The sequence below is a fragment of the Bacillus sp. NSP9.1 genome, assembly GCF_000465465.2.
GTDB classification, from domain to species: Bacteria; Bacillota; Bacilli; order Bacillales; family Bacillaceae; genus Bacillus; species Bacillus sonorensis_A.
Genome location: NZ_CP048273.1, coordinates 1652229 through 1667132 on the forward strand (window position 1 = coordinate 1652229; position 14904 = coordinate 1667132).

The following is a 14904-nucleotide window of genomic DNA, read 5'->3' on the forward strand; positions in this document are numbered from 1 at the left end:
ACGATCTCCTTAAACGGAATGTCAACGCATTTTACGAATCGTCTCAAATTGGGACGATTAAACTACGCCTGAAGGAACGTCTACCGACTAATACAACGCTATGAATTAATTGTCGCATCGTGCGACGAACGGGCGTCTCTACTCGAAGACCTCCCCGTCTCACTAACGTATGAAATCGCACGCCCATCCGCAGAGTCAACCGAACCGAAACGACGTCCTGTCCTTCTGTTTACCGTAAATTTCGGTAATCAAAGCGAATCGAATCTTGTCTCGTAAAGACGATCTAACACCCGGTCCAGCACGCCGTTATAATAGCCAGCAAGATTCAGAATACGCTTTCGTTTCATTGCTATGAACGTTTGACGTACCGCATATAGGCCGATTTCTTCGAGTATATCGGAATCATATGCGCCCTTTAAATACGACGTATGCGCAAGGTAAATACCGTATATCCGGTTCGTCAGCTTCCGATCGCTTACAAACGATTCGACCGCAACTTTGAACGCACTATACGTATTACGTAGTAATTTATTTACGCTTTTAGGAATAACAGCTTCGCCCGTACTTTTCGGTGTTTTAGCCGTTGTCTCCGTTGACTTGTCCGATGTCGAACGGGGTTGCATTTGCGGAGTAGCATCGTTGTTGTCAGCCGGTATATTCGGGTTCACAGCGCTATTATCAGCCGGCAAAATCACGTACATATTAGCGCCGTTGCCGCCGGAAATCGGCCGGAACTTTGTTTCCTTGCGAATGATGCCACAGTCTACTAGGCGCTTGATTGCCCGGATAACTGTTGTACGATGCCGGCCGATTAGATCCGCGATCGATTGCAGCTTCAAATACGCGACGCCCGGAGTTTTGCAGGCATGACGCGACAACACCTTGAGAACCTCGATTGCGGCCGGTGTTAGGTCGGATTTATTGCGGTAGATATGCGTGCGGATGGCGTCGTTAAGCTCGTCCACAGAACGGAAAGACACCATTTTAGCGGATTCTTTCGTGTACATTCGGTTTTCTCTCCTCGGAGACATACCGACCCATGTTGGAAAATTAGGCGCACTCAAATAAACGTTGACTAGAACGCTTTTTTTCGATAAGATAGACGTAGGTGAGGACGTGCTATCTATCGGATTTTTTCCGACGGGTGGTCGTCTTTTTTTGTTTATCTCTTTATTTTTCTTGTACGAGCTTGAGCCCGTATTACATAGTTCATTACAGTATGCTTTGCATGTGCTTTGGAGACGGCCTTATCGGCAACGTGGGTATACCTCTGGATCATCCGTAAATCTAAATGGCCAAGGATTTTTTGAAGCATCCGGCTATCCCCACCGTCCTCCAAAAACTTTGTTGCAGCCGTATGTCTAAATAAATGTGGATGTACTTTCCGTTTTATTTTCGCTCTCGCCGCATATTCAATTAGTCTTTTTCTGAAATGGTCCCTGTTTAATCGTCCTCCATAGTTAGTTAAGAAAACATAATCACTGTTAAAATCAAGTTCATTTTCCGCAATTAATTCTTGTACCAACCTACAAGTGGTCGGAAGTAGTGGTACATATCTCGTTTTTCTGTTTTTCGCGATAGATGCTCGTATCGTCAAAACATTTGCTTTAAAGTCGAAGTCAGACTTCTCTACACGAGTTATTTCCCCAATACGCATCATCCCGTCAAGCAATACATTCATTAATACGAAGTCGCGAAAGTCAGCAAAATTCTTTTTATTTGGTGCTTTGAGGAGCCGTTCCAATTCTTCAGGTTGTAAAATTATTATTGGTTCTTCAATCTCTTCTACATTTTTTATCCCCTGCATGATGTTATTATCTATAAGTCCCTCGTTTTCTAAAGTGTTATAGATGACGCGCAAGGTCTTAAGACGGGTGTTAATTGTGCTGTCCGCAAGTCCACGTTTTTTATCTTCATCTGCTTTATACTTGTCGCCTTTAAACTGAACCCAATCGTCGCGCATGTAATTAACATAATGACGTATTGTATCGCGGTCGATGGCGTTTGGGTTCCTGGGTATATCGAATTCGTCCAGAAACGTTGTAAAAGCCTTATAATTATCGTGATACTGCTGCAAGGTGCCCTTTGCTTTACCTTCCGCAGTTTTTATCGTTACGAAAGTTTTAAAAAGGGCGTCTAGGTCAGCGAGATCCCTGAAACTACGCCTACGTGTACGCTTTATTGGTTTCCCTTTACGAATATCGTCCATAAAAAAACGCCTCCTATTCCGTTTAATAGAATAAGAAGCGTTCATTAAAAATACGGTAGCAGTAGACCGCAACCCTGCGCAAGCCATCGCCTAAGTCAGCGATAAGTCAACGAAACGCAAAAACGGCAGGAAATCCGTTGAAACTCAACGTTTTCCTGCCGTTTCGATTCGGTATGATTCCGACTGGGCTCGAACCAGCGACCTCTACCCTGTCAAGGTAGTTGATGGCTTCTGAACTAGTATGTGCGATTCTGATATGTTCCTTTATTTCAAGGGTTGTTGAATCTCGTATCCGATAATATCTGAAAGAAAATGATGTTTGTTGGCAGTGTTGGACAACAATTCGCCAACAGTTTTCCATAGAATTGTATATGATGGCGAAGAAAAAACCCCCTTGAATTAAGGGGGATCCGGGCAGGGATTGATACCATTGCACATTTAAAATAGCTTAGCATTTTGATTATTAAAGCAACGTTTCAATCCTTTTTAGGATTAAATTGATTAAAATATTCAGCAGTTTTATTTTCGAGTTCTTCTGTGACATGACCATAAATATTAGAGGTAATTTGTGGACTTGCATGACCAGCTCTTTTTTGAATTGCACTCATATTTTCTCCAGCTTCAATAAGTAATGCTACCATAGTGTGCCGAAGATCATGCAAACGTATATTCTTCACATCATATTTCTTTTTAAATTTTGACCACTTATTTGTAGGTGTAGTGTAGTAGTATGGTTTTCCTTTCCCGTTATGAAAGATGTATTGATGATCTTCGCCTTCCCAAGCATCTCCAAGTATATCTTTTTCTTTTTGCCACATTCGATAATATGCTGCCAATTCTTTCATGTAAAAATCGGGCATTTTCACAAAACGTTTTGAACTCCATGATTTTGGGTCTTTTACGAGGGGATTCCCATTAATTGTTTTTGGAATTGATCGATTTACACGAAAACCACCTTTCTCCCAATCTACATCTAAATGCCATTCAAAGGCTGTTCCTTCACCACGTCTAAAACCGCCGATCATAGCTCCTAAAAAATATAATCGCCATTTCATTTCTATTTTATAAAGAGCCGCAATGCACTGTTTTGCTTCATGGGCTTCGAAGTATTTCATTTCTTTTTTTTGTACTTCGGGAGGGGTCAATCCTTCCAAAGGGTTAACACTTATTAATTTCCATTGCTTTACTGCGACATTAAACATCGATTTTAATACTTTGTATATGTCTCGTCGTGTGGAATCTGCAAGACCTCCTGTTTTTCCATCTATTCGAATACCGTCTTTTTCTAAGCTATCCATAAATTCAACAATATGCATGGTTCTTATTTGATCAAGTTTAAGATGGCCAAGGGCAGGTACTATATAATTTTTTAAATGGGATAGATGCATTTCAGATGTTCTATATGCATATTTTTTAAATAAAGTTTTTTCTATATATTTATTGGCGAATGATTCAAATGTTGTCTTCTCAGGTTTGATATATTCACCAGCTTCTACTTCAATTTTAAATTTGTAAAGCTGATCATCAAGGTGGTTTTTAAGTTTTCTCTTTGTTTTTAACAAAGCATCTTCTACTCGAATTGTTTTTGTAAATCGTTCTCGTTTCTTTTTTATTGGATTGAATCCTGTTTCAACAACAAGTAACCAAGAATTCTTACCTCTTTGCTGATAATGAGCCACACTAATTCCTCCTACGAATTGAAACGTATGTTCTGTTTTCGATGAAAATAAAAAGCCCAAAAAGGGCATTTTTATTTTGTTTTGAAATACATTTCTCCTGGTTCGTATAAACTTTTATAACCAATAAGGAAATCATCACCTTGCTTCACCTGCTGCACAATAAAGCCTTCCTTTGAAGTTCCTGCGTAAATGTTTCCTTCTAATCCATTGGAGATATAAGGCTTTTCTGCATTATAAATTTGGCCATCATGAGATACAAAATCAAAACTAAATTCTTGAGCAATTGTAATCGGATATTTTTCGTTTTCGATTTTATCTAATCCGAATTTTACTTTGACAAGTGCCCACTCATAACCCTCTTCAGCTTTAGAGTTTGTGCTACTCTCTTCTTTTAAAATTTCATATGCTTTTTTTCCTCTAATCACCTCTTCAACAGTGATACTTATTTCAGCTTCATATTTTTTACCGTCATCCCCAAGAACAGAATCGATAATTACCTCGGAGTCTTTAAATTTAAAGGGATTCTTTATGCTACCAAGTTCAGCAGTTTCGCTCTCTTGCTCCGAGGCTTCATTGTCAGCTTTATTGCTTGTGGTGTTATTGCAAGCGGCCAATGAAAGAAACAATATCAAACTTACAGTAAAAATAATTGATCGATTTTTCATATGTATTTCCCCTTTTATATGAATATTTACCCTATCGATTGATATGACATATGATTCAAATTTCCTATTGTGTGTCAAAATTTTTTTAGGTGACATAACTCTTTCGGAACGCCATAGATTCCGGCAATTTCTATCAGTGATAAATTAGTATCTTTATAGCTCAAAATATATTCATCAGGTAAAAGCATTTCAACTGTGAACTTGTTAGCTTCGACTTCTATTTTTTCAGATGCATAAAAGGTTCTGCTCTTTAGAAAGGGAGCATTTGAGTTAGGGTGAAGTACGGCATGTCCTAATTCATGACAACAAACAGGCCGATGATACGTTTCATCAAGCCGGTTGTTAATATGAATAAACTGATATCGTTTATAAGAGCTGTAGTACCCTAACGCTTTTCCTAAGTCTTCAAATAAGATCATGATATTGAGTCTTTCCGCAATTTCAAATGGATCATTGGTATTGAATCTCTTAATAAGTTCATTGACCTTCCCTTTTATAAAGTGCATTACTCTTTCTCACTCCTACTTTCTATATTTTTTCGGGGTGAATTTTTGTTTTGCCATCCGTTTAGCTAAGCGCATAGAGTTCTTTAGCGACTCGATCAAAAGCTCTTTGTCTTCTGGATCCATATCATCAATAGTTTGACCATCGTAATGAGAGTATCCATTTTCACTTTCGAGGTTATTTATTATTTTTTCTAAGTCTCGGGCAATGTCTTTCTCATCTTTCTCTGTGAGCTCAGGGAGTGTTGAATTCCAATCTGCTCCATCTTTTTTATCTATATAACCAGCGGCTCTTAAAAGTTCCTCATAAGGATAGTCATATGCCTTCGCAAATCTTTTTAATGTCTCGGGGGAGGGTTTTACAGGTGTCTTTGTTCCGTGTTTAACTCCTTTTTCAACATCAGCAATATATGTATGACTTAATCCCGTTAATTCAGCTGCTTTTCTAAGTGAAAGTTTTCCACGTAAGCTCCTGAGCAGGCTACCCAATTCATTCATAATTATTTCTCCTTATGTTGCCTTTATATAACATATTGTAAACCAAAACTGACAAATAAAAAAATAGGAAACATAAACTTTTTTGTTGTATTTAGTTGACAGTTTGTTGCCTTGGGTGTACAATTTGTATCGTAAACAACAGGCAACAAAAAGTGAGGTGAGTCCATATTGAAAAATAGAGTTAAATACCTTCGCAAAAGTGAAGAGTTTGATTTAACGCAAGCACAGCTGGCTAAAGAAATTGGTGTATCTAGATACACTATTGCTGCTATCGAGAAAGGTTCAAATACTTCAGGTGAAATTGTGATTAAAATCGGAAACTTTTTTGATAGAGATCCAAGAGAAATTTTTTTTGTAGATGATGTTGCCTACAGTTTACAAAATGGAAGCAGATTTGATTCAGCTTAGGAGGTTAAATATGACACGCAATACTTTAACTGTACAAGAAGCTGCTGAATATTTGGGAGTACACCATGACACCATCTACACAATGGTTAGAGAAAATCAGATACCTCATTTTCGTGTTAGGAAGCGCATCTTTTTTACAAGGCCTAGTATTGATGCCTGGATTAATGCTCAAGAAAACAAAATTATTGAGAAGGCATGTGAGTCACTCTAACCAATGTTGTCCTTCCCCAAATAAAGCTTACATCCATTAATTGTATATAAAAATAAGGGATTCTATACAAATACTAGGGAGGAATGGAAAATGTCAGTGATTAGCCGTTCAATACGTCATCTTCTTGAAACTGAGAAGATGACCGGGAGTCAATTAGCTGATGACTTGAATGTGTCTGAACAAATGGTCAGCCATATGAAAAATGATCGCAGAAAAATGCCTATTGATATTGCGGAAATCGCATTAAAGAAATTTGATCAACCGTTTTTTGCGATGGGCATCATGCATCACTTTTCGGATGGATGTGCGCCGCCTGTTTTTTCAGGAGATAGTGTTGAAAGACATCGTCTGGCTTTTGAAGAAATCATGGTCAATGAGGCACAAGAAATCGTTAAAACCCTTCATGAAGTCAGCTTTGTAAAGAACCCAAAAATTGTGACTGCAGAAGAAAAAGAGCGTGTGATAGAAGCTATAAAAGAGCTTCTTGATGTAGAAGCATGGGCTAAAAATTTAGCTGCTTTACTTTGTAAAGAATATGGGATTTCTCTTAAAGAATGTTACCGAAAGCGCCAGATCACTTGGAGAGCGAGAGGATGGATGACGTCGTGAAAATGAATCAGTTTCTTGAATCAGATTTGAGAATGGCAATATTCGAAGTCATTTGCATCGAGGAGTTAGCCAGAATGCTAGTTAGAGCAGTACATGAAGGGGATTCGGAAAGAGCAGAAAATGCGATTCGGGATATTCAAAAATCCCATAACGAGCTTAATAGATTACGAGAAAACAAGCGGAAATTTTCGGATGCTATGAAGATTATGGAACAGTCTCAATCTCCTACTGAATTAATTGAAAAATTGGAAAGGATGTTTTAAATGAAGTTTGTTTTTACTGTAAGCCAGTTAAAGAAAGGCTCAGAGGTTCGTGAAGACTGTAAGAGAATGAGGGAAAATCCAGCTCTTCTTTTACTTGTAGAAGCGGATATCAGAAGGGCATTACAAATGAAAAAGCAGCAAGCCGGCACGCTCACTGCTTCAACCAAAGACGTTGTGAATTCATTATAAAACTTTATCTGAAAATCGGCAAGCCGGCTTGTGCTTGTCGTCATGGCTGGGGGCATATCCATTCCATTTGTATACCCTCCATATACTGTCCCTGGCTGTGACGATGCGCTCAAGCATCAGAAAGAAGGTGAAATTATGGGTGCCACATTTGATTCTGTAGAGGAATTGCTTCATGCAACAAAAGTTGCTGGAGAACTACGTATGGCGATCTGTGTAGCAAAGACCAAAGCTGAGTTGCTATCTGATTCGGACGACATCACTTTGCTTCAGGGTGCATTAGAAGAGATCGCTCGCGAACTTTCCGAGACGTTAGACAAACACAAATTATAAGGAGGAAATCGAATGGATCATCCAATCATCACTCAAATTGAACGTACGGGCTATCCCGCGTCTGTTCCAAAAGAGGATGAGAAAGTCAGGGATTTCTATGGCGAAGAGGTATCGCTGGCTCATGATGATTATGTCTTTGATAAAAATCAAGGCGAAATCATCTTTATCGATAACCTGCCACGCTATTTAAAAGAGGAGCTTGAATTTGAATTTCATTCAGGTAAATAAAAAAGCTCACTTTGCCGAGTGAGCTTCGAAGGTGGTACGAAAATTTGGTTAACAATAGTTTACTGTATCACCTTCCAAAAATCAATCCTGGGAGGTCTTTGACAAATGAATGAGGTTATTTTCTCTGAACCATTTAGTGAGCACCGCCGTGATCAGATTAATCTAGTGACAGTAGGCGGTTCAATTTCATTTGATATAAGAGGCAATGAATGCTTTCTCTTTCCCACTGAAGAGGCACGCAATGAATATCTTGCTCTTAAATCTAAAGGAGAAGAAGGGCGTGTTGGGAAATGAAAAAGGAAATCAAGCTGCTAAGACTAGAGCTTTTGAATTTTAAAGGGATTAACCAATTCACCCTTGATACACGAGGAGAGAACGTGAAGGTCTTTGGTGATAACGCAACCGGAAAAACAACTTTATTTGATGCTTTTATTTGGCTCCTATTCGATAAGGACAGCCAATACAAACAAGATTTTGCGATAAAGACGCTCACCAAAGAAAACGAAGCTATTAGTGGTCTGAATCATACGGTTGCCTGCTTATTTTTGATTGATGGTGTGGAGTTATCTCTAAAAAAGGTTTACTCGGAGAAATGGACAAAAAAGCGGGGAAGCACTGAATCTGTATTTTCTGGCCATACTACTGACTATTTTATTAATGAGGTGCCAGCCAAGAAAAAAGATTTTAATGCTCAGGTCAGTTCAATTATTGCTGAGGATATATTTAAACTCATTACTTCACCATCATTTTTCAATGAACAATTGAAATGGCAAGATAGGCGGAAAATTTTGCTTGAGATTAGCGGTGATATAACAGCTGACGAAGTGTTCAAGGAAAATCCTTCAGTGACTGCTTTAGAAAGTATATTAAAGAAACGTTCTCTTGAAGATCATAGAAAGGTTATTGCCACAAAACAAAGTGAGATAAATAAACAGTTACAGGCCATACCGGTTAGAATCAATGAAATTCAGCAATCAGTCGAGGATACTTCAAACCTTGATGAGCAGGAAATTTATGACGAGATAAATTTTCTTCAAAGTGAAATTGAGACATTGGAAGATGAGGCCCATGCAGCAAGAAATGGCAAAGCGGTATCCGAAAAAAGGACAAAGATTCTCCAACTTGAGAACGAGCTCCAGGTATTAAAAAATGCCCTTAAAGAAAAAGAATTCAGCAAAATCAGTGAGGTCACAGAGAGAATATTTCCTTTGCAAAACAGGCTCAATGAAATCTCTTTGGAAATTAAGTCGCATAAGCGGCAGTTATTACACGAAAAAGAAGAGCTAAATCGGTTAAATACGGAAATCCAGTCGCTGCGCCAGAGTTGGCACGTTAAGAATGCAGAAACGTTTGATCAACATCAAACTGAATGCCCTACATGCGGCCAGGAATTACCGCAAGAACAGATTAATAAGGCTATTGAAAATTTTAATTTGAATAAAAGCCGAGCATTAACTGAAATTAATGAACGAGGCCTAAAGCTAAGTGTTGAAAAAGAGAAATCAGAGGGCACTATCAAGGAGCTAGAGTCAAAGATTACAAATTTACAGGCTTCCTATGAAAGTGAAGAAGAAATTTTTCTATCACTTCAGAATGAATTAGAGTCCGCTCAAAAGGATAAACCAGATATCTCTACCGATCCACATTATCGAAATAAACAAGCTGAAATTGAAGCTGTACGCAAGGAAATTCAGCAATTGGAATCGTCTACGGATGAAGCTGTTCAGTTGATTAAGGATAAGATCAACGGTAAAAAACAAGAGATTTTACTGTTTCAAAAAGATCAGGCAAAAATTTCACACGCTAGGCAGGTTAATGAGCGGATTAAGCAGCTTGAACAGGAACAAAAAGACTTATCAAAGCAATATGAAAAGCTGCAGCATCAACTCTTTTTGATTGAGGAATTTATGCGTACCAAGGTAAATCTACTGGAAGAAAAGATAAACAGTAAGTTCAAATATGCCCGTTTTAAGCTCTTCAAGGATCAGATCAACGGAGGTCTTGAAGAGACATGCGAAACGTTATATGAGGGCGTACCGTATTCATCCGGCTTAAATAATGCCGCACGTATTAATGTTGGTCTGGATATCATTAACACCCTAAATGATTATTATGGAATTTCTGCTCCGATTTTTATAGATAACTCTGAAGCGGTGACATCATTGATTGACACACATTCACAGATTATCAGCTTAAATGTTTCGGAGCAGGACAAGCAGCTTCGGGTTGAAGTTGAGGATAACTCGCTTATCACAGTGGATTGTGAGGTGAGCGTATGAGTGAATTTGTGACTGTAAAAGTAGTTTCGGGCAAAGGCTGGGAAGGGTTTCGCCGTGAGACTTTGTTTATAAACGATATAGAAGTTATGCATGTAGGTCCGCTTTCTGAATGTCCAGAGGACGCAATTTTAGAAAGGGATTTAGTCGGGCCTTCCGACTTCTCTGATCTTCTTAAAAGCTTCTTGATCGAGCACAAGGGTAAGAGAGTGAAATTTGTATATGAAGAAGAGGAGGATTCAGATGAGTGAACAAACTGACTTAATGTCTAAACCGGTAGAGTTTTCGGTAAATGGTGAATCAGTAAAATTAACAGGAAAAACTGTAAAAAACTTTTTGGTACGTGGAAACTCTGATGTTACCGACCAAGAAGCGGCTATGTTTGTAAATCTTTGCAGGTATCAAAAACTCAATCCATTTTTAAATGAGGCATACCTTGTGAAATTTAAAGGATCGCCTGCTCAGATGATTGTCGGTAAAGAAGCGTTTATGAAACGTGCAGAGAACAACGAACAATTTCAGGGCTTTGAAGCGGGAATCATCGTTGAACGGAACGGAGAAATGGTTGATATAGAGGGTGCAATCAAGCTTTCTAAAGACAAACTAATTGGAGGATGGGCGAAAGTTTATCGAGCAGATAGACAAGGGCCTATTTCAGTGAGGATTAGCTTAGAAGAATTTAGCAAAGGGCAATCTACTTGGAAAACGATGCCTTTGAATATGATTCGAAAAACAGCAATTGTGAACGCCTTGCGAGAAGCTTTTCCTAATAGTTTAGGAAACCTATACACAGAGGAAGAGGAACAGGCTAGCGATGATATTCCAGCTGAAGAGCATGTGCGCCGAGAAGTGAACGAGAATGCGAATACTGAGGTTATAGATATGGAGATGCCAATCTCCGAAGAAGCACATCAAAGACAATCTCAACCACAATCAGTAGAAAGTGAAAGCAAACCTTCAGTTTTTGAAGGTGGGCCAGACTTTTGATTGAAATAACGGCTTTGTCATCAAGTAGTAAGGGGAATTGCTACCGGATCACCGATGGTAAAACCCCGCTTCTTTTGGAATGTGGCATCAGCTTTAAACAAATGCAAAAGAGCTTTCAATTTAAAATGTCTCAATTCGCTTGCTGCCTTGTCTCTCATGAGCATGGGGACCACTGCAAAGCAATTAAGGATGTGCTGAAAACCGGCATTGATTGTTATATGTCTCCTGGGACGGCCGGAGCAATTGGTATTTCTCATAACAGAATAAAGTCTGTGCCGGTAAAACAGCCGTTTAAAGTTGGTTCTTGGTCTATTATGCCCTTTGACGTGCAGCACGACGTGGCGGAGCCGTATGGCTATTTATTGGCCAACCAGGACGGAGACAAACTCTTATTTGCAACTGATACCTACTACATTCGCTATAAGTTCTCAGGTTTGACCCATATCATGGTGGAATGCAACTACTCCATCGACATACTGAATGAAAATATTGAAAGTGGCCGTACTCCGGCATTTATGAAAAAACGACTTTTACGGTCGCACTTCAGCTTAGAAAACGTCAAAGAGTTTTTGAAGGCAAATGATCTTCGAAAGGTACAAGAAATATGGTTGCTTCACTTGTCGGATTCTAACAGTGATGAGCAACTATTTAAAAATGAAATTGCCAAACTTACAGGAAGGGTTGTCTATGTCCCATGAGCGATCTCTTTTTAACAAAGTATCCATATTGCTATGTGTCGTTAGCAAAGACAGCGGCTCCACATATGAGAAAAGATGTACTGGTCAATTACGTAAAGGCGTTTATTCGTAAAAATGAGCCGCAAATTGAGCTTGTAGATATAAAAGGTACTTATGCCTTGTGTAAAAGAACATAGACCATTTGAAAAGGAGAAGATGGATATGCAGGGGTGGATTAAGCTTCATCGCAAATTGAGAAATAATCCTGTGTTTAATAACCCCAATTTATTAAGACTTTGGCTTATTTGTTTGACTGAGGCTTCCCATACTTCCAGGAAACAAATGATAGGGAATCAGGTGGTCAATTTATCCCCTGGCCAATTTGTAACCGGCCGTTTTGATATAGCTGAAATGTTTAATGAAGGCCTAAAAAAAAGTGACAGAGTTTCGGGAAAAGCAACGGTCTATAGATGGCTTGAAAAATTACAAGAAATGAATTTTTTGAGCATCAAAAAGACCAACAAATTTTCGATCGTAACCATTAATAATTGGGTGCTTTATCAACAAGAAGGTCTACAAAATGATCATCAAAATGAACATCAAATGAACAACAAAAGATCATCAAATGAACATCAAATGATCACAAACAAGAATGTAAAGAATGAAGAAGAGGAAGAGAACCTCTCAGCTTTCCAACAAATTGAAAACAAATTTTTACAGCGGAAAGGCAGCTTGTTTTTATCGCCTATGGATTCGCAGTCAATCAACAGGCTTCTTAAAGACCAAGTTCCTTTGGAATACATCCTGAAATGGATTGATGAAATATTCAATGAATACAAGCCGAAGCATCGTGCCGACACCATCAAATCTTTTGCTTATTGTGAAAAAGGTATTCTCGATCGATGGGCCAAGCTTCAGCGACAACAATCGAACGTCAAAGAGTTCCCTAATAAGAAAAAACAAAACAGCTTCGATGCATTGGCCGAATACGCCAGAGAGCACGGTATTCAGATGGGGGGATAAACGTGGAAGTGAACCAGGCAATGGAGATCCTGCAAAGAATAGCTGCTGCTTATACAAAGTTTGATTTAACCGGCGATGTTGGTAAAAAGCGAATTGAACTCTGGATTGATCATCTTAGCAAATTGCCATATGAACCGGTTCTCGCGAAAGTGGACGAGCACATTTTAAATAACAGATTTCCACCATCTATTGCTGAGATTAAAGTCAGACAGCCAGAGAAAAACGAATTTTTAGCAAAACAGAAAGAGTGGGAACGCCATGCAAAATATTCTCCAAAACGTTGAGGCTGAACAGGCTCTGCTCGGCTGCATTCTCGTAGAAAGTGACCTGATTAAAGAATTGTCTCTGCAGCCCGAGCATTTTTCTGAAACGAGGCATCAAGTCATTTTTAAGGCCATGCGGGAGGTTGAAAAGCTCGGCAAGTCCGTTGATATGGTTACCACGGTTACAAAATTAGGCGATTCCGTTGAGCAAGTAGGCGGCCTTCAATATTTAACGGACTTAGGCAGCGCAGTGGCCAGCACCGCCAATTTCTTGGCTTATCAGACATTGATTTACGATGCTTATAGATTACGAGAAATGAAAAAGACTGCGATTGAGTTCGCAAACACTCCGACCGACGACGGGATCACGGAGCTGTACAAACGAGCAATGGAACTTCAGGAAATCGGCATTGAAAAAACTCGAACGAAACAGGATGTCCTCATGGAGATTTACAATGACATGCACGAAGAGAAGGAGGACATCACGGGCATCAACACTGGATTAATCGATTTGAACGCTATGACAGGTGGCTGGCAGAATGACGACTTAATTGTGTTAGCCGCCCGCCCATCGATGGGAAAAACCGCTTTTGCATTACACATGGGGAAATCAAATTGTGAGAAAGGCGGAGTGACCGACATATTTTCACTTGAAATGCCGGACAAGCAATTGACTCACCGCCTGCTTAGCAATCTTGGGAACATCGAGGGATCGAAGTGGAAGAACCCACGAAAATTCTTTAGTGATCGCGATTATGAGAATGCAACGAAAGCCATTGGAGAATATGAAAAATGGAATATCAACATTCACGATCAACCTGCTCAAACACTGGCAGATATACGTTCAAAAATTCGAAAGACGAAAAAGGAAAATCCGGATAACAAAAAGCATTTGGTCATCATCGACTATCTGCAGCTCATCAGGGCGATTGGAAAATATGAAAGAAGGGACTTAGAAGTCGGGAGCATTACAGCAGACTTGAAGGAAATGGCCCGGGCATTCAAGATCCCTATCATCCTTCTTTCTCAGTTATCCAGGGCGGTTGAGCAGCGGCAAGATAAGCGGCCGATGATGTCTGATTTAAGGGAATCCGGAAGCATTGAACAAGATGCTGATGTCGTCATGTTTCTGTACCGCGATGATTACTACAACAAAAATTCTGAACTAAAAAACATTATTGAAATTGATCTTGCCAAGCAGCGAAACGGTCCAACTGGCATGATACAAGCAAGCTTTATCAAGGAATACGGGCGATTCATAAACCTTTCCAGGCAGATGGATGCCGGTTTGGTTGGATAAGAAGGGAGAAATGGTTTTTGATTGAAAAATCAACGATAACCGCCGCCAGTGAGCGGCAGGATTATTTGATTCATGAGCTTATTCGATATGGTCAATATGAAGCAGATGATGGCCGTCAGCTCTATGAGCTACCGCTCGCCGAGCTTGAGCGGCTTCACATAAAAGTGAAATGTGATTTTGGCCGTAAAATGTCATGCGAGGCGGGAGATTGATGAGTGTGTTTCAATCACTACGATGTTTAGCATTTATTATTATTCACGCCAGAAGAGAAGATTCAAAGTTTCATAGCTGGCTATCTGATGACGGTAGGTAATGGAAATTGATTGAAGTTGGCGACTGGATTTATATAAATACACGTAAATTCAAAGGAAATGCATTTGTTATAGCTAAAGGGCCAAGAGAACTTTTAGTCCATATTCCCTCCAGCTCTGTATCGCGCGTTTCAATTAATTCTGTAACTAAACTCGATGATCGACTTGGTGACAAGGATTTTCAGATACTCATTGATCTTGCTTTAGATTTGGGGGATGAAAAATGGTTTGACGAACTGACAAAGCGACGCCGGGGGGTCATGAGATAATGCCGA

At 39.5% G+C, this 14904-nt stretch carries 23 protein-coding genes; 17 read left to right on the forward strand and 6 right to left on the reverse strand.

Features of this window, described 5'->3' with window-relative positions; all coding sequences use genetic code 11:
- Positions 1-248: 248 nt before the first annotated feature.
- From M654_RS08500 to M654_RS08525, 6 genes are all read right to left on the reverse strand, one after another.
- Positions 249-1007: a helix-turn-helix domain-containing protein gene (locus tag M654_RS08500; RefSeq protein WP_026586491.1), complete on the reverse strand. Its 759-nt coding sequence runs from the start codon at positions 1005-1007 to the stop codon at positions 249-251.
- Positions 1008-1162: 155 nt separating this feature from the next.
- Positions 1163-2209, reverse strand: a complete 1047-nt coding sequence (locus M654_RS08505; RefSeq protein WP_026586492.1) for a tyrosine-type recombinase/integrase — start codon at positions 2207-2209, stop codon at positions 1163-1165.
- Between the two features lie 476 nt (positions 2210-2685).
- Positions 2686-3888, reverse strand: coding sequence for a tyrosine-type recombinase/integrase (locus M654_RS08510; RefSeq protein ID WP_026586493.1), 1203 nt, complete (start codon positions 3886-3888; stop codon positions 2686-2688).
- Positions 3889-3959: 71 nt separating this feature from the next.
- Positions 3960-4553 carry a DUF4352 domain-containing protein gene (locus M654_RS08515; RefSeq protein ID WP_026586494.1) on the reverse strand — a complete coding sequence of 198 codons (594 nt, stop codon included), beginning with the start codon at positions 4551-4553 and terminating at the stop codon, positions 3960-3962.
- A gap of 74 nt (positions 4554-4627) precedes the next feature.
- On the reverse strand, positions 4628-5059 hold the full coding sequence (locus M654_RS08520) for an ImmA/IrrE family metallo-endopeptidase (protein ID WP_026586495.1): 432 nt from the start codon (positions 5057-5059) through the stop codon (positions 4628-4630).
- Positions 5060-5074: 15 nt separating this feature from the next.
- A complete protein-coding gene (locus M654_RS08525) occupies positions 5075-5554 on the reverse strand; it encodes a helix-turn-helix domain-containing protein (protein WP_026586496.1) in 480 nt (159 codons plus the stop codon).
- Between the two features lie 168 nt (positions 5555-5722).
- Between M654_RS08525 and M654_RS08530 the strand changes: the two genes are divergently transcribed.
- The 17 genes from M654_RS08530 to M654_RS08610 all read left to right on the forward strand — a co-directional run bounded on the left by M654_RS08530 (position 5723) and on the right by M654_RS08610 (position 14898).
- Positions 5723-5962 carry a helix-turn-helix transcriptional regulator gene (locus M654_RS08530; RefSeq protein WP_026586497.1) on the forward strand — a complete coding sequence of 80 codons (240 nt, stop codon included), beginning with the start codon at positions 5723-5725 and terminating at the stop codon, positions 5960-5962.
- 10 nt (positions 5963-5972) lie between these two features.
- Positions 5973-6173 (forward strand): helix-turn-helix domain-containing protein, encoded by a 201-nt coding sequence (locus M654_RS08535; RefSeq protein WP_026586498.1) that lies wholly within the window; start codon positions 5973-5975, stop codon positions 6171-6173.
- A gap of 90 nt (positions 6174-6263) precedes the next feature.
- The gene (locus tag M654_RS08540) at positions 6264-6782 is read left to right on the forward strand and encodes a helix-turn-helix domain-containing protein (RefSeq protein ID WP_026586499.1); all 519 of its coding nucleotides are present in this window, start codon (positions 6264-6266) and stop codon (positions 6780-6782) included.
- Positions 6779-7045, forward strand: a complete 267-nt coding sequence (locus M654_RS08545; RefSeq protein WP_152520959.1) for a hypothetical protein — start codon at positions 6779-6781, stop codon at positions 7043-7045. Before M654_RS08540 ends, M654_RS08545 begins: the two co-directional genes overlap by 4 nt.
- Positions 7046-7234, forward strand: a complete 189-nt coding sequence (locus tag M654_RS08550) for a hypothetical protein (protein WP_026586501.1) — start codon at positions 7046-7048, stop codon at positions 7232-7234.
- A 135-nt stretch (positions 7235-7369) separates the two neighbouring features.
- Positions 7370-7564 (forward strand): hypothetical protein, encoded by a 195-nt coding sequence (locus tag M654_RS08555; protein WP_026586502.1) that lies wholly within the window; start codon positions 7370-7372, stop codon positions 7562-7564.
- A 12-nt stretch (positions 7565-7576) separates the two neighbouring features.
- Entirely contained in the window at positions 7577-7792 is a 216-nt protein-coding gene (locus M654_RS08560; RefSeq protein ID WP_026586503.1) for a YqaI family protein, read from the forward strand.
- Positions 7793-7897: 105 nt separating this feature from the next.
- Positions 7898-8086, forward strand: coding sequence for a hypothetical protein (locus tag M654_RS08565; protein WP_026586504.1), 189 nt, complete (start codon positions 7898-7900; stop codon positions 8084-8086).
- Entirely contained in the window at positions 8083-10071 is a 1989-nt protein-coding gene (locus M654_RS08570) for a hypothetical protein (RefSeq protein ID WP_026586505.1), read from the forward strand. The genes M654_RS08565 and M654_RS08570 overlap by 4 nt, the downstream gene beginning before the upstream one ends.
- The gene (locus M654_RS08575) at positions 10068-10319 is read left to right on the forward strand and encodes a hypothetical protein (RefSeq protein ID WP_026586506.1); all 252 of its coding nucleotides are present in this window, start codon (positions 10068-10070) and stop codon (positions 10317-10319) included. Before M654_RS08570 ends, M654_RS08575 begins: the two co-directional genes overlap by 4 nt.
- The gene (gene bet, locus M654_RS08580) at positions 10312-11055 is read left to right on the forward strand and encodes a phage recombination protein Bet (protein WP_026586507.1); all 744 of its coding nucleotides are present in this window, start codon (positions 10312-10314) and stop codon (positions 11053-11055) included. The genes M654_RS08575 and bet overlap by 8 nt, the downstream gene beginning before the upstream one ends.
- The gene (locus tag M654_RS08585) at positions 11052-11753 is read left to right on the forward strand and encodes an MBL fold metallo-hydrolase (RefSeq protein WP_026586508.1); all 702 of its coding nucleotides are present in this window, start codon (positions 11052-11054) and stop codon (positions 11751-11753) included. Before bet ends, M654_RS08585 begins: the two co-directional genes overlap by 4 nt.
- 201 nt (positions 11754-11954) lie before the next feature.
- The gene (locus M654_RS08590; RefSeq protein WP_026586510.1) at positions 11955-12755 is read left to right on the forward strand and encodes a hypothetical protein; all 801 of its coding nucleotides are present in this window, start codon (positions 11955-11957) and stop codon (positions 12753-12755) included.
- 2 nt (positions 12756-12757) lie between these two features.
- Complete coding sequence (locus M654_RS08595; protein ID WP_017474951.1) at positions 12758-13039, forward strand: replicative helicase loader/inhibitor; 282 nt, start codon at positions 12758-12760, stop codon at positions 13037-13039.
- The gene (dnaB, locus tag M654_RS08600; protein ID WP_026586511.1) at positions 13014-14318 is read left to right on the forward strand and encodes a replicative DNA helicase; all 1305 of its coding nucleotides are present in this window, start codon (positions 13014-13016) and stop codon (positions 14316-14318) included. The genes M654_RS08595 and dnaB overlap by 26 nt, the downstream gene beginning before the upstream one ends.
- Before the next feature lie 17 nt (positions 14319-14335).
- Complete coding sequence (locus M654_RS08605) at positions 14336-14530, forward strand: Fur-regulated basic protein FbpA (protein WP_026586512.1); 195 nt, start codon at positions 14336-14338, stop codon at positions 14528-14530.
- Between the two features lie 107 nt (positions 14531-14637).
- The gene (locus M654_RS08610; protein ID WP_026586513.1) at positions 14638-14898 is read left to right on the forward strand and encodes an IDEAL domain-containing protein; all 261 of its coding nucleotides are present in this window, start codon (positions 14638-14640) and stop codon (positions 14896-14898) included.
- Positions 14899-14904 lie beyond the last annotated feature (6 nt).